Origin of the sequence: Streptomyces sp. NBC_01463 (assembly GCA_036227345.1) — a bacterium.
Lineage (GTDB): Bacteria > Actinomycetota > Actinomycetes > Streptomycetales > Streptomycetaceae > Streptomyces.
The window spans coordinates 4,577,388-4,595,036 of record CP109468.1 but is presented as its reverse complement, the minus strand read 5'-3'; the positions used below and the strand labels follow the sequence as shown (position 1 = coordinate 4,595,036).

Sequence of the window (17,649 nt, the reverse complement as noted above, 5' to 3'; positions counted from 1 at the left end):
TCAGTTATCCACAGGGTTGACACCCTACGGGCCGCAGACTCACCATTGAAGACATTGAACCGAACGATCGGTCGGTAGGGAGTCCGGGATGGCGGCAGTGACTGCGGGCCAGACAGCGCAGGCGACAGCGGGCAGTACCGATGGGGCGGACGAGGCCCTGGAGGCGGCCTTCGACGCCGCGGTGGCGGCCGACGAGCGCATCGAGCCACGTGACTGGATGCCCGATGCCTACCGCGCCTCGCTGGTCAGGCAAATGGCCCAGCACGCCCACTCCGAGATCATCGGCATGCAGCCGGAGGCCAACTGGATCAGCCGCGCGCCCTCGCTGCGCCGCAAGGCCATCCTGATGGCCAAGGTGCAGGACGAGGCGGGCCACGGGCTGTATCTGTACAGCGCGGCGGAGACCCTCGGCACCGGCCGCGAGGAGCTGCTCGACAAGCTGCACGCGGGACGCCAGCGGTATTCATCGATCTTCAACTACCCGACGCTGACCTGGGCTGACGTCGGCGCCATCGGCTGGCTCGTGGACGGCGCCGCGATCACCAACCAGGTCCCTCTCTGCCGCTGCTCCTACGGCCCCTACGCCCGGGCCATGGTCCGCATCTGCAAGGAGGAGTCCTTCCACCAGCGCCAGGGGTACGAGCTCCTGCTGGCCCTCAGCGCCGGCACCCAGGCGCAGCACGAGATGGCACAGGACGCGGTGAACCGGTGGTGGTGGCCGTCCCTGATGATGTTCGGCCCGCCCGACGACGCCTCGTCCCATTCGGCGCAGTCGATGACCTGGAAGATCAAGCGGCACTCCAACGACGAGCTGCGGCAGCGCTTCGTGGACATCTGCGTCCCGCAGGCCGAGGTCCTGGGCCTCACCCTCCCCGACCCGGACCTCCGGTGGAACGAGGAGCGCGGTCAGCACGACTTCGGGGCGATCGACTGGACGGAGTTCCAGGAGGTCCTGAAGGGCAACGGGCCGTGCAACGAGCAGCGCCTCACCCAGCGCCGCCGGGCCCATGAGGAAGGCGCCTGGGTGCGGGAAGCCGCCGCCGCGTACGCACAGAAGCACACGGACGTACCGGATGCACCGAACGGGGAGGCGACAGCATGAGCAGCTCGACCGACTGGCCGCTGTGGGAGGTGTTCGTGCGCTCACGGCGCGGGCTGTCCCACACCCACGCCGGCAGCCTGCACGCACCGGACGCCGAAATGGCCCTGCGCAACGCCCGCGATCTGTACACCCGCAGGTCCGAGGGCGTCTCGCTCTGGGTGGTGCCCTCCAGCCAGATCACGGCGTCGTCGCCGGACGAGAAGGACACGTTCTTCGAGCCGGCCGGCGACAAGCCCTACCGGCACCCCACCTTCTACGCGATCCCGGACGGGGTGAAGCACCTGTGACCGCGGCCCTCGCCCTCGGCGACGACGCGCTGGTGCTGTCGCACCGGCTGGGGGAGTGGGCGGGCCATGCGCCCGTGCTGGAGGAGGAGGTGGCCCTCGCCAACATCGCCCTGGACCTGCTCGGCCAGGCGCGGGTGCTGCTGTCCCTGGTGGGTGACGAGGACGAGCTGGCGTACCTGCGCGAGGAGCGCGCCTTCCGCAACGTCCAGCTGGTCGAGCAGCCGAACGGCGACTTCGCCCACACCATCGCCCGTCAGCTGTACTTCTCCGTGCACCAGCACGGGCTGTACGAACAGCTGGCGGCCGGTGACGGCGAGTTCGCCGGGCTGGCGGCGAAGGCGGTCAAGGAGGTCGCCTACCACCGGGACCACGCCGAGCAGTGGACCCTGCGCCTCGGCGACGGCACGGAGGAGAGCCACGCACGCATGCAGCGCGGCGTGGACGCCCTGTGGCGTTTCACCGGCGAGCTGTTCCAGCCCGTCGAGGGCGTGGAGGTGGACTGGCAGGCACTGCACAGCCGCTGGCTGGACTCCGTCACCACCGTGCTGGAACGGGCGACGCTGACCGTACCGACAGGACCGCAGACCGGCGCCTGGACGGCGGGCGCGGGCCGGCAGGGCATCCACACGGAACCTTTCGGCCGCATGGTCGCCGAGATGCAGCACCTGCACCGCAGTCATCCGGGGGCGTCATGGTGACCTGGACACCGCTCGAGGAGGAGCTGCGGAGTCTCGCGGGCTCCGTCCCCGATCCGGAGCTTCCCGTGCTGACCCTGGAGGAGCTGGGCGTGCTCCGGGGCGTCGAGGTGCTGGCACCGGGCCGCGTCACGGTCCGGCTCACCCCGACCTACACCGGCTGCCCGGCGATAGAGGCCATGTCTACGGACATCGAGCGCGTGCTCCACGACCACGGCATGACCGAGGTCTCCGTGGTCACCGTCCTCGCCCCCGCCTGGTCCACGGACGACATCAGCGCGGAAGGGCGTCGCAAGCTCGCCGAGTTCGGCATCGCACCCCCGAGGCCGCACGCCGCCGGGTCCCCCGCCGACGGACCCGTGCCGCTCACCCTGTCGGTGCGCTGCCCGCACTGCGGCTCCACCGACACGGAGCTGCTGAGCCGGTTCTCCTCGACCGCCTGCAAGGCGTTGCGTCGGTGTGTGTCGTGTCGCGAACCGTTCGACCACTTCAAGGAGTTGTAGATGTTCCATCCGCTCCGGGTCAGCGCGATCGAGCGGCTCACGGACGATTCGGTGGCTGTCACCTTCGCCGTGCCGTCCGAACTGCGCGAGACCTTCCGCCACAAACCCGGTCAGCACCTCAATGTCCGCTACACCGTGGACGGCGAGGAGATCCGGCGCTCGTACTCGATCTGCGCACCGGCGACCGAACGGCCGGCCGACCCGTCGCTGAAGGTGGGCATCCGTCTCGTCGACGGCGGCGCGTTCTCCACGTACGCGCTCAAGGAACTGTCGGTCGGCGACCAGGTCGAGGCGATGCCCCCGATGGGGCGCTTCGTGCTCGCACCGCGTGCCGGGCGGTTCGCGGCGATCGTCGGGGGCAGCGGCATCACCCCGGTGCTGTCCATCGCGGCGACGCTGCTGGCCCGGGAACCCGAGGCCTCGTTCTGCCTGATCCGGAGCGACCGGACCGCGGCGTCCACGATGTTCCTGGACGAGGTGGCCGACCTGAAGGACCGCTACCCGGACCGGTTCCAGCTGGTCACCGCGCTTTCCCGGGAGGAACAGCAGGCGGGTCTCCCGTCGGGCCGGCTGGATCGCGAAAGGCTCACCGGACTCCTGCCGGCCCTGCTGCCGGTGGCCGAGGTCGAGGGCTGGTACCTGTGCGGTCCGCTCGGTCTGGTCCGGGCCGCCGAGGGCGCGCTGCACGGCCTGGGCGTCGACCGGACCCGCATCCACCAGGAGATCTTCCACGTCGAGGACGTCCCGGAGGCCGCCGCCCGGGCTCGCGTCGAGGCGTCCGCGCACAGCACGCTCACCGCGACCCTGGACGGCCGCTCGGGCACCTGGCCGGTGCAGGAGGGCGAGTCGCTGCTGGAGACGGTGCTGCGCAGCCGCTCGGACGCGCCGTACGCCTGCAAGGGCGGGGTGTGCGGGACCTGCCGGGCCTTCCTGGTCTCGGGCGAGGTGCGGATGGACCGCAACTTCGCCCTGGAGCCGGAGGAGACGGAAGGAGGCTATGTGCTGGCCTGTCAGTCCCATCCGGTGACCGGAGAAGTGGAGCTCGACTTCGACCGCTGACCCGCGGTGCGGCCGGACTGTTCCCTTCTTGTAGAACCTGTTCTATCTTGACGATCCGTCAGGTCCGGGTACGGGCGCAGCGGTTCGCGGGAGGCCAGGACAGTGGACTTCACCTTCACCGAGGAACAGCAGGCAGCCGCAGAGGCGGCACGAGCGGTTTTCTCGGGCGTCGCCCCTGATGCGGTGCCCAGTCCGGCGCTCGTGCCGGGGGCGGTGGCCGACGACATCGACCGGCCGCTGTGGGCCGGTCTCGCCGCCGGTGACCTGCTGAGCCTGACACTGGCGCCGGAGCACGGGGGCGCGGGCCTCGACATGGTCGCGCTCTGCCTGGTGCTCCGCGAGTCCGCCAAGGTACTCGCCCGGGTTCCCCTGCTGGAGACGTGCGCGGTCGCGATGACGCTCCAGCGTTACGGGGACCGGGCTCTGGCGGCAGAGCTCCTGCCGGGCGTCGGACGGGGAGAACTGGTCCTCACGGTCGGGGCCAACGGCCGCACCGGCCATGACCCCGCCGAACTCGCCGTCACCGCAAGGCCGGACGGCACCACCACCAGCGGCACCACCAGCGGCAACGCCGGTAGCGGGAACGGTGACGGGACCGGCGGCGGGTCGCACTGGGTGCTCGACGGGGTGCAGTCGGGAGTGCCGTGGGCTCAGGCCGCGGACTGGATCGCGGTGCCCGCCCACACCGGGGACGGCCGGGCCGTCCTGGCCCTGGTACGCCGCGGCCACGACGGCGTCACCATCGCCGAGCAGGTCTCCACCAACGGCGAACTCTTCGGCGAGGTACGGCTCGACGGGGTACGGATCGAGAGCAGCGAGCTGATCGAGGCTGCCGACGCCTGGGAATGGCTGCACTCCCTGCTCACCACCGGAACGTGCGCCCTCGCGCTGGGGCTCGGTGAGGCCGTACTGGCCATGACGAGCGAGTACACCGGCAAGCGCGAACAGTTCGGCTTCCCTGTGGCGACCTTCCAGTCCGTCGCCGTACAGGCCGCCGACCGCTACATCGATCTGCGGGCCATGGAGGTGACCCTCTGGCAGGCGGCCTGGCGGATCGCAGTCGGCGGTGCGGGCGCGCTGCCGCCGGCGGGTGATGTCGCGGTGGCGAAGATCTGGGCGTCCGACGGGGTCCGCCGGGTCGTGCAGACGGCACAGCACCTGCACGGCGGCTTCGGCGCGGACACCGACTACCCCCTGCACCGCTTCCACGCCTGGGCGAAGCAGATCGAGCTCTCCCTAGGCCCGGCGGCAGCCCACGAAGAGGCTCTGGGCGACCTGCTGGCCGCCCACCCCCTCGGCTGAGGAACCCTTCTGAAGAAGCGGGCCCGGCTGAAGAAACCGGGCTGAAGACCGGACCGAAGAAACCGGGCTGAAGAAGAGCGAGGTCTCAGACGACGAACGCGGGGTCACCGCTGTCGCTGACCATCGGGCGCCCCGCACCGTCCCAGGCGAGCATGCCGCCGTCGATGTTCACGGCGTCGATGCCCTGCTGCACCAGGTACTGGGTGACCTGGGCGGACCGGCCGCCGACCCGGCACATCACGTGCACGCGCCGGCCGTCCTCCACCGCCTCGGCCAGCTCGCCGAACCGGCCGACGAAGTCACTCATCGGGATGTGCAGGGCGCCGTCGACATGCCCGGCCGCCCATTCGTCGGCCTCCCGGACGTCCAGCACGAAGCCGTCCGCCGGCACCGCCGTGGCGTCGACCGCGGGAAGCTGGGCGAAATTCATGGGTCATGCCTTCTCTCGTCAATGCGCACCGAAGTCTCCGGAAACGCTACTGCACCAGACCGGCCAGCTCGGCCTCACGCTGCGAGACCTCGCCCAGCAACTGCTCGGCGATCTCCTCCAGCAGGTGATCGGGGTCGTCCGGCGCCATCCGCAGCATGGCGCCGATCGCGCTCTGCTCCAGCTCCTGGGCGAGCACCGTCAGCAGTTCCTTGCGCTGGGTCAGCCAGTTCAGCCGGGCGTAGAGCTCGTCGGCCTCGCTGAGCTCCGCCTCGGGCAGGGCGGGTCCGGCCGCCCACTCCTGCGCCAGTTCCCTGAGCAGCGCCTCGTCCCCGCGCCCGTACGCACCGTTGACCCGGGTGATGAACTCGTCCCGGCGGGCCCGCTCCGTCTCGTCCTGAGCCAGATCCGGGTGGGCCTTGCGTGCCAGCTCGCGGTAGAGCTTGCGCGCCTCCTCGGTCGGCCGGACACGCTTCGGCGGCCGGACCGGCTGCTCGGTCAGCATGGCCGATGCCTCGGGGGACAGCCCGTCGGAGTCGATCCAGTCATGGAACAACTCGTCGACGCCCGGCATGGGCATCACCATCGACCGTGCGTCCTGCGCCTTGCGCAGGTCCTCGGGATCGCCCGTCATGGCGGCCCGCGCCTCGGCGATCTGCGCGTCGAGCTCGTCCAGCCGTGCGTACATGGGGCCCAGCCGCTGGTGGTGCAGCCGGGAGAAGTTCTCGACCTCGACCCGGAAGGTCTCCACCGCGATCTCGAACTCGATCAGAGCCTGCTCGGCCACCCGCACCGCATGCGCCAACCGCGCCTCGGGACGCGCCTCGCCTGAGGCGGAGCCGGAGCCGGATGCAGAGCCGACGCCGGAGCCGACGCCGGAGCCGTCCGCTCCCGCAGCACCGTCGGCAGGTTCAGCCGCCCCGGAAACATCCGCAGCGTCCGTGGCGTCCTCGGCCGCCCCGGCAGGGGCCTCCGAGTGCGCCTCGGCCGGGGAGCCGGGCTGCTCGTCCTGCCGGTCGTCGTCCTGCCGGTCATCGTCGTTCCGGGTGGTCGGCACCCCGGCGGCTTCGTGGGTCACCCGTCCAGCGTATGGCCACGGCCCGCCTGCCGAGGACGCGCGGTCGGCGGAACGGGGCCTCACACCCCCAGCTCGGCGGCTATCCGCCCTGCCCCGATGGCCTGCACCAGCTCCGCGTGGTCCGCCTCGGTCCGGTCGGCGTACGTCACCGCGAACGACGCCACCGCCTCGTCCAGCTCGTCGTTCTTTCCGCAGTAGCCCGCGATCAGCCGCGGGTCGGCGCTGTGTGCGTGGGCGCGCGCCAGCAGGGCACCGGTCATCCGGCCGTAGTCGTCGACCTGGTCGGCCGCGAGTGCCGCCGGGTCGACGCTGCCCTTGCGGTTCCTGAACTGCCGCACCTGGAACGGCCGCCCGTCCACGGTCGCCCAGCCCAGCAGGATGTCGCTGACGACCTGCATCCGCTTCTGCCCGAGCACCACCCGGCGGCCCTCGTGCTCCACCTCCGGCACGCCGAAGCCCACGGCGGGCAGATAGGGCGCCAGCACCGACGGCCTGGCCTCCTTCACCTGGAGGACCAGCGGCTCACCCCGGTGATCCAGCAGCAGAACCACGTACGACCGGGTTCCCACGCTCCCCGTGCCGACCACCCGGAACGCCACGTCATGGATCGCGTACCGGGCCAGCAACGGCACCCGGTCCTCGGAAACGGTCCCCAGATAGTCACCGAGCCCCGCCGCCACGGCTGCGGCCTCCTGGTCCGGCACCCGGCGCAGCACCGGCGGCGCGTCGACGAAGCGGCGCCCGCCGTCCGCGGAGTCCTCCGTCGACTTCGCGGCGAAGCGGGCGCTCGTGTTGTTGCGCGCCTTCTCCGACACCCGCTCCAGCGTGCCGAGCAGATCCCGCGCGTCCGTGTGCGAGACCAGTTCCTCGTCGGCGATGGCGTTCCACGCGTCGAGCGCGGGGAGCTTCGCCAGCAGCCGCATCGTCCGCCGGTACGCGCCCACCGTGTCGTAGGCGCCCCTGCGGCAGGTGTCCTCGTCCGCCCCGGCCTCGCGGCCCGCGAGCACCAGCGAGGTGGCCAGCCGCTTGAGGTCCCACTCCCACGGGCCCGCCACGGTCTCGTCGAAGTCGTTCAGGTCGATGACCAGGCTGCCCCGCGCATCGCCGTACAGCCCGAAATTCGCCGCGTGCGCGTCGCCGCAGAGCTGCGCGGCCACCCCGGTGACGGGCGTCCCCACCAGGTCATGGGCCATCAGCCCGGCCGAACCCCGCAGAAAGGCGAACGGCGTGGCCGCCATCCGGCCCACCCGTATCGGCGTCAGACCCGGCACCCGGCCCTGGTTCGACTCCTCGACCGCCCGCACCGCGTCGGGCCGGCCCGACGGAAGCACCAGAGAGCCGTGCGACGAGCGTGGCACGCGCTCGCGCAGCGCCTTGCCCGCGTCTCTCAACGACGACGGCCCGCTCCGGTCCGCCCCGCCCCCGCGGGGGGCGAACCCGGGCACGGCCGGAATGCGCGGACCGTCCTCGACCGCCCGCTGTACCGGCACGGTCACTTCGCTCTCGCTCATGGCGCGCAGCCTCCCCCGACCTCGCCCGGCACCACCGTCCGGCGTCCCGGTCCAACATCAACTGCCGATGACGGTACCGCCGTCCGCCGATATCCGTCTGCCCCTGTGGACAACTGAACAGCCGACCGGAACACCTGTGGAAAACGCCCGCCCCCGCACTCCCGCCGAGGCCGACACCCAGCCGACGCCTCCAGCCGAGGGGCTGCGTAATCGCCTGGTCAGACGGCCACGGCCTCCTCGATCTCCTCTTCCGTCTCCTCTTCCGTTTCCGTCCCCGCCCCGGCCTGTTCTCCGCGCCGCCGCTCCCCCGCAGCCGGTGCGGTGGCCGCCACGGCCACCCGCCGCTTCCGCTCGGCCAGCCCCGCCAGCGCCATCGCGAGGATGCCCACCACGAACCAGAGCGCGAGCACCAGCAGATGTCCGCCGAGGGCGTGCCCGCCGAAGTACACATGGCTGCGGACACCTTCGACGAAGCCCGCTCCGTTCCAGAACGCGTGCAGTGCGCCGAAGAACCCCGGCTGCAGCTCGGGCCGGAAGATGCCACCGGAGCTGGTGAAGTTCAGCATGACGAACAGCACCATGACGCCGAGCGTGGTCCACCGCTTGAGGAAGGTGTGCAGCCCGACACCGATCAGCAGAATGCCTGCCGCGTAGAGCCACGCCATCGCCCACAGGCCCCCGAGTCCGCGGTCCACGAGGCCGAAGAGCGGACCGGCGAACACTGCCCCGATCACGCTCACCACGAGCGAGGCGGCAACGGCCAGCGCCGCCCGGATCCGCAGGGGCAGCACCGCGCCCGCTCCGCCGATCACGGCGACGGACGCGTACGAGCCGATGCTCACCGCGACCAGCAGGAAGAAAATCCCCTGCCCGGTCGGGTCACCGTCAGCGGTGGGTGCCGTGTTCGTGACCTTCAGCGGCGCGCCCTGTCCCGCCGCCACCTCGGTGAAGACCTTCTCCACCACGGTCGCGCTGGTGTCGGAGGACGCGGTGGCCACCAGCAGTTCGGGGCTCCGGCCCGGCACATAGGCGCCATAGCTGTCCTGCGTCCTCAGGTGGTCGACCGCCGCGGCCCGGTCCGGGACCGTACGGACGCTCAGCGCCCCGTCCCCCTTGTCCTGGAGGGTCTGGGCCAGCACCTGCGCACTCGGCCCCGAACCGACCACGTCCACCCGCAGATCGTGCGGCTCCGGGGCGTGGAACGCCCCGAGATAGGCGAGCCCCATGCCCACACACATCAGCAGTGGCGTGACGAGATGGCTCAGCACATGACGCAGGGCGGCGGCATGGGAGCCGGCAGCGGCACTCGGGCCTGTGGACATCGGAACTCTCCAGACGAACGGCAGGTGGTTGGCTTTTACAACTCACATTCCGTTGTACTATACAACTGAACTCGAGGAAGGCGGCTCATGCCAGGCACCCCCGGAGAACGCGAGGAGTCGCTGGACGTCATCCAGCGCGAACTGACCGCCTTCGCCCGCCGGGCGCGCGCCGCCGCGGCCAGACTCCATCCCGAGCTGCCCCTGGTGTCGTACACCCTGCTGGCACACATCGACGACCGGCACGGCTGCCGGGCCACGGATCTGGCGGCGCACTACATGCTCGACAAGTCCACGGTCAGCCGACAGCTCGGCACCCTGGAGAAACTGGGCCTGGTCGAGCGCCACCCGGATCCGGACGATCACCGCATCCAGGTGCTTCACCCCACCGAGGCCGGCACACAGGCACTGGCCTCGACCCAGGCCAGCCGGCGTGCCGCCTACCAGGAGCGGCTCGCGGAATGGACGGCCGACGACCTGGCACGGTTCGCCACGTACCTGCTCCGCTACAACTCGGCCGGGGACCCCGCAGGCCCGCAGCAGCCAGCGGACTGACCCACAGCCCTCCGCGCGCCCCCGCGCAGCGCCACGACCGGGCCCGCCCTAGCAGTCGCCGAGGTCGTTCCTCAGATGGGTCTCCGCCCAGCTCCCCAGCTCCTTGAGCGCGGGCTCCATCGCGGCACCGGCCTGCGTCAGGCGGTACGACACCCGCAGCGGCGGTCCCTCATCGACCTCACGGACCACCAGCCCCGCCCCCGCCAGCTCGGTCAGCCGGTCGGAGAGCATGCGCTCACTGATGCCCGGAATGGCCCGCCGCAGATCGGCGAAGTGCACTGGCTGCTGCATCAGTACGGAGACGATCGGCCCGGTCCAGCGCTTACCGAACAGCTCGAAGACGCGGCTGATGCCCACGTCCACCCGCTTGCACGCCTGCTCGCTGTGATCCGCCATACGCCCAGGGTACTGCGTCGACGTGAGGGACTTACTATTCGTAAGCCACTATGTTATTACTAGGTACACACGAAAAATTGGCCCGCCGCACCGGCCCGCCCCTCACCGAACCGTGGAGACCCCCATGGCCACACTCCTGCACCTCGACTCCGCCGTATTCCCCCAGGGTTCCGCGTCCCGCGAGGTCACCGCCGCCTTCGTGCAGACCTGGCGCGAGCAGCACCCCGACGGTCAGGTCGTCTACCGCGACCTCGCCGCCGAGCCCCTGCCGCACCTCAACGCGGAGTCCGTCGCCGCCGGCGTCGAGCACCCGCTGCGCGCCGAGCTCGCCGCGGAACTCGCCGCCGCGGACGCGGTCCTGATCGGGGCCCCGATGTACAACTTCACGATTCCGTCGACGCTGAAGGCCTGGCTCGACCACGTGATCATCGTCGGCCACAACGTCGGCCCCGAGAGCCCGGTGGCCGGCACCCTGATCACCGTCGTCGCCAGCCGGGGCGGCTCGTACGCCGCGGGCACCCCGCGTGAGGACGCCGAGTTCGTCCAGAACTACCTGGAGAAGCTGCTGACGTCCATGTTCGCCGCCGAGGTCGACTTCATCGTGCCGGAGCTCACCCTGGCCCACACCAACCCGCAGATGGCCGAGCTCATCCCGCTCGCCGACACCTCCCGCGCCAAGGCGCTCACGGACGCCGCGGAGAAGGCCAAGGCGCTCGCGTCCCGCCTCGCCGCCTGAGTACTGGCGCAGAGCACAGAGCGCCCCACAGAGGCGCGGTACGCAGGGCGCAGAGCCCCACACGGGCGCACGGCGCAGAAGACGAGGAAGGGGCGGGGTCCGCGGACCCCGCCCCTTCCTCGCGCCTCACACAGTCGCCGTATCTCACACAGCTTCCCGTTCCGGACGTTTCACGTGAAACCGAACCCCCGGAACCGGGCTGCCCCGCCCCCGGAACCGCCCGGCCCGGCAAGAACCGGACCCAACTGAAGAAGCCCCACAGACCAGAGGTCTGTGGGGCTTCTCTCTTGTGCGCGAGGGGGGATTTGAACCCCCACGTCCCTAAGGACACTGGCACCTGAAGCCAGCGCGTCTGCCGTTCCGCCACTCGCGCATGAGTGGTGTTTCCAAGCTCTCCCTTGTGGTGCGAGCGCCTGGCGACAAACGGAAGATTAGCACGCTGGACAGGGTGGATTCACATCCGTTTGTTTCGCCGAACGTCCGGAGGGAACCGGGAACCCGGAGCAGCCGCCCCCCACTCCTCCTGAGTGCACCCAAGGTGCGGGACACTGTCAGGAGGCCGCCTCTACGATCCGTGTGAGGGGGGACACTCATCCACTCTGCAGACAAGGGGAACCAGCCGATTTCCCGACGCGTGGATACGATCAGTAAGCAGTACAGGGCCGACGACACCGGAGGAGGTGCCCCATGGGAGTCATGAAGCGTTTCGAGCAGCGTCTCGAAGGTCTGGTCAACGGCACCTTCGCCAAGGTCTTCAAGTCCGAGGTCCAGCCGGTCGAGATCGCGGGTGCCCTCCAGCGGGAGTGCGACAACAACGCCACCATCTGGAACCGCGAGCGGACCGTCGTCCCCAACGACTTCATCGTCGAGCTCAGCGCCCCCGACTACGAGCGCCTGAGCCCGTACTCGGGCCAGCTGGGCGACGAGCTCTCCGGCCTGGTCAGGGACTACGCCAAGCAGCAGCGGTACACCTTCATGGGCCCCATCAAGGTCCACCTGGAGAAGGCGGACGACCTCGACACCGGTCTCTACCGTGTGCGCAGCCGCACCCTGGCGTCGAGTTCGTCACAGCAGGAGCCGCCCGGCCAGCACGCCCAGCAGGGCTTCCCGAACCACCAGGGGCAGCAGGCGGCACCGCCCGCCCGTCCCGGCCAGGGACGGCCCCAGGCGCCCGGCGGCTACGGGTACCCGCCCAGCTCCCCGCCGCCCATGCCCGCGGCCCCGCCGCCGGGCGCCGGGCATGCCGGAGCGCAGGGCCCCGGCCGGCGCCCGCCGGCCACCCCCAGCCCCCTGCCGAACACGCAGGTGCGACGCTGGATCGAGATCAATGGCACCCGTCATCAGATCTCCCGCCCCACGCTGGTGATGGGACGCAGCACCGACGCCGACGTGCGCATCGACGACCCCGGTGTGTCCCGTCGGCACTGTGAGATCAGGACCGGAACGCCCTCGACGATCCAGGATCTCGGGTCCACCAACGGCATCGTGGTAGACGGGCAGCACACAACCCGCGCTACGCTCCGCGACGGCTCGCGGATTGTCGTGGGCAGTACCACCATCGTTTACCGGCAAGCCGAAGGGTGAAGCGGGGGCAATGTCAGAGCTGACCCTGACGGTCATGCGGCTAGGTTTCCTGGCTGTTCTGTGGCTGTTCGTGATCGTGGCCGTCCAGGTCATTCGAAGTGACCTGTTCGGAACGCGCGTCACGCAGCGCGGCTCACGCCGCACTGCTGCCGACGCGCGGCCTCCACAGGCGCGCCAGACCGCTGCGGCACCGCCGCAGCAACGCCAGCAGCCCGGTCGCCAGCGCCGCGGGGCGCCGACCAAGCTGGTCGTGTCCGAAGGGACGCTCACCGGCACCACGGTGGCGCTCCAGGGCCAGACCATCACCCTGGGCCGGGCCCATGACTCAACGATCGTGCTGGACGACGACTACGCGTCCAGCAGGCATGCCAGGATCTACCCCGACCGTGACGGCCAGTGGATCGTCGAGGATCTCGGGTCCACCAACGGCACGTATCTGGACCGGACCCGTCTCACCACCCCGACGCCTGTTCCGCTGGGCGCGCCGATCCGGATCGGCAAGACCGTCATCGAGCTGCGGAAGTAGTACGACAATGAGCGAGCGGAGCGAGCGAGCCGCGGCGGTCCGGGCAACGGACCCGGCCAGGCTCCCGACCGGAGGGTGGGCAGTGTGGCTCGAGACCGGCTGTACCCCGAACCGACGGGCGAGGTGCGCATGAGTCTGTCCCTGCGCTTCGCCGCCGGATCGCACAAGGGCATGATCCGGGAGGGCAACGAGGACTCCGGCTACGCCGGTCCGCGCCTTCTCGCCATCGCCGACGGCATGGGCGGCCAGGCGGCCGGCGAGGTCGCCAGCTCCGAGGTGATCTCCACGCTCGTCCAGCTCGACGACGACGTGCCGGGCTCCGACATCCTCACCTCGCTCGGTACGGCGGTCCAGCGGGCCAACGACCAGCTGCGCATGATGGTCGAGGAGGACCCCCAGCTGGAGGGCATGGGCACCACGCTCACCGCTCTCCTCTGGACCGGTCAGCGGCTCGGCCTGGTCCACGTCGGCGACTCGCGCGCGTACCTGCTGAGGGACGGCGTCCTGACGCAGATCACGCAGGACCACACCTGGGTCCAGCGGCTGGTCGACGAGGGCCGGATCACCGAGGAGGAGGCGACCACCCACCCGCAGCGCTCCCTGCTGATGCGCGCGCTGGGCAGTGGCGACCACGTCGAACCCGACCTCTCCATCCGTGAGGTCCGGGCCGGCGACCGGTACATGATCTGCTCCGACGGCCTCTCCGGCGTCGTCTCCCACCAGACGATGGAGGAGACGCTCGCCAGCTACCAGGGCCCGCAGGAGACCATCCAGGAGCTGATCCAGCTCGCTCTGCGCGGCGGCGGTCCGGACAACATCACCTGCATCGTCGCCGACGTCCTCGACGTCGACAGCAACGACACCCTGGCCGGACAGCTCAACGACACCCCGGTCATCGTCGGCGCGGTCGCGGAGAACCAGGCCGCCCAGCAGAACGACGGCGGCGCCATGGAGACCCCGGCCGGACGCGCGGCCGGCCTCGGCCGCCCCGTCCCGCCGCCCTCGGGCGGCTTCGGCCCTCCCGGCAGCGGTGACGACGTCGGCTACGGCGGCATGCCGGACGGGTCCTTCGGGGCCTATTCCGACGACGACTTCGTCAAGCCCGGCGGCGGCCGCAAGTGGCTCAAGCGGTCGCTGTACATCGTGCTCGCCCTGGCCGTCATCGGCGGCGGGCTGTACGGCGGCTACCGCTGGACCCAGACCCAGTTCTACGTCGGCGCGAAGAACGACAACGTCGCGCTGTACCGGGGCATCAGCCAGGACCTCGCATGGGTGTCGCTCTCGAAGGTCGAGAAGGACCACCCCGAGATCGAACTCAAGTACCTCCCGCCCTACCAGCGCGAGAAGGTCGAGGCGACGATCGCCGAGGGCAGCCTGGCGCACGCCCAGGCGAAGATCACCGAACTCTCCGCACAGGCCACCGCCTGCAAGAAGGACGCCCAGCGCCGCGCAGCCGAGAAGAACGCCCCCAGCGACGAGGGCCAGGCCGGCGGTACGGACGCGGACGCCACCAAGACGTCCTCGACGTCCGGCACCACCAAGACCAAGCAGACTTCAGCGACTCCCACTCCTGGTCCCAGCCTCTCGGAGGAAGAGAAGAAGCTGGTCCCGCAGTGCGGTAAGCAGTAAAGCCGTAGGGGGCCTTCAGCACCATGAGCGTTGTCACCAACACGACCACGATCGGCGCGATCGACGCACCGAGCCGGCGCAACACCGAACTGATGATGATGGTCTTCGCCATCGCCATCTCGGTGTTCGCCTACGCCAACGTGGGACTTGCCATGGACGGCAAGATCCCCTCGGGCATGTTCGGCTACGGGGCGGGACTCATCCTGCTCGGCGGCGTCGCCCACCTCGTGGTGCGCAAGTTCGCGCCCTACGCCGACCCGCTGCTGCTGCCACTGGCCACCCTGCTCAACGGGCTGGGCCTGGTACTGATCTGGCGGCTGGACCAGTCTCCGAGGCTGATCCAGCGTGCGGAGTACCTGTACGGGGCGTACAGCCCGGACGCGCCCAAGCAGCTTCTCTACTCGGCGATCGGCGTCGCTCTCTTCGTCGCCGTGCTGATGGTCCTCAAGGACCACCGCATCCTGCAGCGGTACACCTACATCTCGATGGCTGCGGCCCTGGTCCTGCTGGTCATCCCGATGTTCTTCCCCGCGGTGAACGGCGCGAAGATCTGGATCAGCCTCGGCCCGTTCTCCATCCAGCCGGGTGAGTTCGCCAAGATCCTCATCGCGATCTTCTTCTCCGGGTACCTCATGGTGAAGCGCGACGCACTGGCCCTGGCCAGCCGCCGCTTCATGGGGCTGTACCTCCCGCGCGGCCGCGACCTGGGCCCGATCATCACCATCTGGGCCCTCTCGATCCTGATCCTGGTCTTCGAGACCGACCTCGGTACGTCGCTGCTGTTCTTCGGTCTCTTCGTCGTCATGCTGTACGTCGCCACCGAGCGCACCAGCTGGATCGTGTTCGGTCTGGCGATGTCCGCGGTCGGCGCGGTGAGCGTCGCGTCCTTCGAACCGCACGTGCAGGACCGCGTCAACGCCTGGCTCGACCCGTTCTCCAAGGCGACGATGGAGCAGAGCGACCAGATCGCCCAGTCCCTGATGTCCTTCGGCTCCGGCGGCACGCTCGGCACCGGACTCGGCCAGGGCCACTCGGACCTGATCATGTTCGCCGCCAACGCCGACTTCATCCTTTCCACCGTCGGCGAGGAGCTGGGGCTGGCCGGAATGATGGCCGTCCTGCTGATCTACGGTCTGATCGTCGAGCGGGGCGTGCGCACCGCGCTCGCCGCCCGCGACCCCTTCGGCAAGCTCCTGGCGATCGGCCTCTCCGGCGCCTTCGCGATCCAGGTCTTCGTGGTGGCCGGCGGAGTCATGGGCCTCATCCCGCTGAGCGGTATGACCATGCCGTTCCTGGCCTACGGTGGTTCGTCCGTGTTGGCCAACTGGGCGCTGATCGCCATTCTGATCCGGATCAGCGACACCGCCCGCCGCCCCGCCCCGGCCCCCGCTCCCTCCTCCGACGCCGAGATGACCCAGGTGGTCCGACCGTGAACAAGCCCCTGCGCCGGATCGCGATCTTCTGCGGCGTCCTGATCTTCGCCCTGCTCGCACGGACCAACTACCTGCAGTACGTGAAGGCCGACGAGCTCAACACCCGCGACGAGAACCGCCGCGTCCGCATCGAGCGGTACGCCCACGAGCGCGGCAACATCATCGTGGACGGCGGCAAGTCCATCACCGGATCCACCGAGACCACGAGCAGCGACTTCAAGTACAAGCGGGTCTGGCAGGACGGCCCCATGTGGGCCCCCGTCACCGGCTACTCCTCGCAGGCCTTCGACGCCTCGCAGCTGGAGAAGATCGAGGACGGCATCCTCACCGGCAACGACGACCAGCTCTTCTTCGACCGCACGATGTCGATGTTCACGGGCGAGAAGAAGCAGGGCGGCAACGTCGTCACCACCCTCAACAGCGCCGCCCAGAAGGCCGCCTTCGAGGGGCTCGGCAACAAGAAGGGCGCCGTCGCCGCGCTCGACCCGCAGACCGGCGCCATCCTGGCGCTCGCCAGCACCCCGTCGTACGACCCCTCGACCTTCGCGGGCAACTCCGACAAGGACTCCAAGGCCTGGCAGAAGCTCCAGAAGGACAAGGACAAGCCGATGCTCAACCGGGCGTTGCGCGAGACCTACCCGCCCGGTTCGACCTTCAAGATCGTCACCGCGGCCGCCGCCCTGGAGAACGGGCTCTACACCGACATCGACGCCAAGACGAAGTCGCCGGTGCCCTTCCGCCTGCCCCAGACCACCCAGGACCTGCCGAACGAGGGCAGCATCCAGTGTGAGAACGTCCCGCTCCGGGAAGCGCTGCGGATTTCCTGCAACACCGTCTTCGGCAAGATCAGCGATGACCTCGGCAACCAGAAGATGATCGACCAAGCCAATAAGTTCGGCTTCAACAAGGACGTCTTCACCCCGGTCCGCGCCACCGAGAGCGTCTACCCCAAGGACAACCCGCCGCAGAACGCGATGGCCGGCATCGGCCAGGCGTCCAACCGCGCCACCCCGCTCCAGATGGCCATGGTGGCCTCCGCGGTCGCCAACGACGGCAAGCTGATGCAGCCGTACATGGTCGCCAAGCGGCAGTCGCCCGGTCTGGACGACATCTACACCCACGAGCCGGAGCAGCTCAGCCAGCCCCTGTCGGCCGAGAACGCCCAGAAGCTCCAGGAAATGATGAAGACCGTCGTCGAGTCGGGAACGGGCAGCAACGCCAAGATCCAGGGCGTCACCGTCGGCGGCAAGACGGGTACGGCCCAGCACGGTCTCGGCAACAGTGAGAACCCGTACGCCTGGTTCATCTCGTACGCGAAGACCGACAGCGGCTCCCCCGTCGCCGTCGCCGTGGTCGTCGAGGACAGCAAGGCCACCCGCGACGACATCTCCGGTGGCGGCCTGGCGGCCCCCATCGCGAAGAGGGTCATGCAGGCGGTCATCGACAGCAAGAAGTGACGCCCGTCACGCCGGACGCCATATCCGCACGTTGGGATACCGGTCGGATA

Annotated in this window: 18 protein-coding genes and 1 tRNA gene; 13 read left to right on the top strand and 6 right to left on the bottom strand. The window is 69.9% G+C overall.

Translation table 11 applies throughout. The features are described 5' to 3' along the window. Positions 1-88: 88 nt before the first annotated feature. The 6 genes from paaA to OG521_20275 all read left to right on the top strand — a co-directional run bounded on the left by paaA (position 89) and on the right by OG521_20275 (position 4,948). Positions 89-1,102 (top strand): 1,2-phenylacetyl-CoA epoxidase subunit A, encoded by a 1,014-nt coding sequence (gene paaA / locus OG521_20300; protein ID WUW23002.1) that lies wholly within the window; start codon positions 89-91, stop codon positions 1,100-1,102. Further along, on the top strand, positions 1,099-1,389 hold the full coding sequence (paaB, locus tag OG521_20295; protein ID WUW23001.1) for a 1,2-phenylacetyl-CoA epoxidase subunit B: 291 nt from the start codon (positions 1,099-1,101) through the stop codon (positions 1,387-1,389). The genes paaA and paaB overlap by 4 nt, the downstream gene beginning before the upstream one ends. After that, positions 1,386-2,087 (top strand): phenylacetate-CoA oxygenase subunit PaaC, encoded by a 702-nt coding sequence (gene paaC, locus OG521_20290; protein ID WUW23000.1) that lies wholly within the window; start codon positions 1,386-1,388, stop codon positions 2,085-2,087. Before paaB ends, paaC begins: the two co-directional genes overlap by 4 nt. Then, on the top strand, positions 2,081-2,587 hold the full coding sequence (paaJ, locus tag OG521_20285; protein ID WUW22999.1) for a phenylacetate-CoA oxygenase subunit PaaJ: 507 nt from the start codon (positions 2,081-2,083) through the stop codon (positions 2,585-2,587). The genes paaC and paaJ overlap by 7 nt, the downstream gene beginning before the upstream one ends. Next, positions 2,588-3,646 (top strand): 2Fe-2S iron-sulfur cluster-binding protein, encoded by a 1,059-nt coding sequence (locus OG521_20280; protein ID WUW22998.1) that lies wholly within the window; start codon positions 2,588-2,590, stop codon positions 3,644-3,646. Positions 3,647-3,748: 102 nt separating this feature from the next. Continuing rightward, entirely contained in the window at positions 3,749-4,948 is a 1,200-nt protein-coding gene (locus OG521_20275) for an acyl-CoA dehydrogenase family protein (protein WUW22997.1), read from the top strand. 85 nt (positions 4,949-5,033) lie between these two features. Here the strand turns inward: OG521_20275 and OG521_20270 are convergent, their stop codons facing one another. From OG521_20270 to OG521_20255, 4 genes are all read right to left on the bottom strand, one after another. Beyond that, positions 5,034-5,378 (bottom strand): rhodanese-like domain-containing protein, encoded by a 345-nt coding sequence (locus OG521_20270; GenBank protein ID WUW22996.1) that lies wholly within the window; start codon positions 5,376-5,378, stop codon positions 5,034-5,036. Positions 5,379-5,424: 46 nt separating this feature from the next. Continuing rightward, entirely contained in the window at positions 5,425-6,453 is a 1,029-nt protein-coding gene (locus OG521_20265; protein WUW22995.1) for a hypothetical protein, read from the bottom strand. Positions 6,454-6,512: 59 nt separating this feature from the next. After that, a complete protein-coding gene (locus OG521_20260; protein ID WUW22994.1) occupies positions 6,513-7,964 on the bottom strand; it encodes a DUF2252 domain-containing protein in 1,452 nt (483 codons plus the stop codon). 218 nt (positions 7,965-8,182) lie between these two features. Continuing rightward, complete coding sequence (locus OG521_20255; protein WUW22993.1) at positions 8,183-9,286, bottom strand: hypothetical protein; 1,104 nt, start codon at positions 9,284-9,286, stop codon at positions 8,183-8,185. Positions 9,287-9,373: 87 nt separating this feature from the next. Between OG521_20255 and OG521_20250 the strand changes: the two genes are divergently transcribed. Then, positions 9,374-9,838: a MarR family winged helix-turn-helix transcriptional regulator gene (locus tag OG521_20250; GenBank protein ID WUW22992.1), complete on the top strand. Its 465-nt coding sequence runs from the start codon at positions 9,374-9,376 to the stop codon at positions 9,836-9,838. A 48-nt stretch (positions 9,839-9,886) separates the two neighbouring features. Here the strand turns inward: OG521_20250 and OG521_20245 are convergent, their stop codons facing one another. Beyond that, complete coding sequence (locus OG521_20245) at positions 9,887-10,234, bottom strand: helix-turn-helix transcriptional regulator (protein WUW22991.1); 348 nt, start codon at positions 10,232-10,234, stop codon at positions 9,887-9,889. A gap of 124 nt (positions 10,235-10,358) precedes the next feature. Between OG521_20245 and OG521_20240 the strand changes: the two genes are divergently transcribed. Next, positions 10,359-10,970, top strand: a complete 612-nt coding sequence (locus tag OG521_20240) for an NAD(P)H-dependent oxidoreductase (GenBank protein WUW22990.1) — start codon at positions 10,359-10,361, stop codon at positions 10,968-10,970. Positions 10,971-11,260: 290 nt separating this feature from the next. Here OG521_20240 and OG521_20235 read toward each other — a convergent pair. Then, a tRNA-Leu gene (locus OG521_20235) sits at positions 11,261-11,343 on the bottom strand. 314 nt (positions 11,344-11,657) lie between these two features. Between OG521_20235 and OG521_20230 the strand changes: the two genes are divergently transcribed. From OG521_20230 to OG521_20210, 5 genes are all read left to right on the top strand, one after another. Further along, a complete protein-coding gene (locus OG521_20230) occupies positions 11,658-12,554 on the top strand; it encodes a DUF3662 and FHA domain-containing protein (GenBank protein WUW22989.1) in 897 nt (298 codons plus the stop codon). 10 nt (positions 12,555-12,564) lie between these two features. Next, entirely contained in the window at positions 12,565-13,080 is a 516-nt protein-coding gene (locus tag OG521_20225; GenBank protein WUW22988.1) for an FHA domain-containing protein, read from the top strand. 129 nt (positions 13,081-13,209) lie between these two features. Then, positions 13,210-14,709 carry a Stp1/IreP family PP2C-type Ser/Thr phosphatase gene (locus OG521_20220; protein WUW22987.1) on the top strand — a complete coding sequence of 500 codons (1,500 nt, stop codon included), beginning with the start codon at positions 13,210-13,212 and terminating at the stop codon, positions 14,707-14,709. 23 nt (positions 14,710-14,732) lie between these two features. Further along, positions 14,733-16,142 carry an FtsW/RodA/SpoVE family cell cycle protein gene (locus tag OG521_20215; GenBank protein WUW22986.1) on the top strand — a complete coding sequence of 470 codons (1,410 nt, stop codon included), beginning with the start codon at positions 14,733-14,735 and terminating at the stop codon, positions 16,140-16,142. Further along, complete coding sequence (locus tag OG521_20210) at positions 16,139-17,599, top strand: penicillin-binding transpeptidase domain-containing protein (GenBank protein ID WUW22985.1); 1,461 nt, start codon at positions 16,139-16,141, stop codon at positions 17,597-17,599. Before OG521_20215 ends, OG521_20210 begins: the two co-directional genes overlap by 4 nt. The last annotated feature ends 50 nt before the right edge of the window (positions 17,600-17,649 follow it).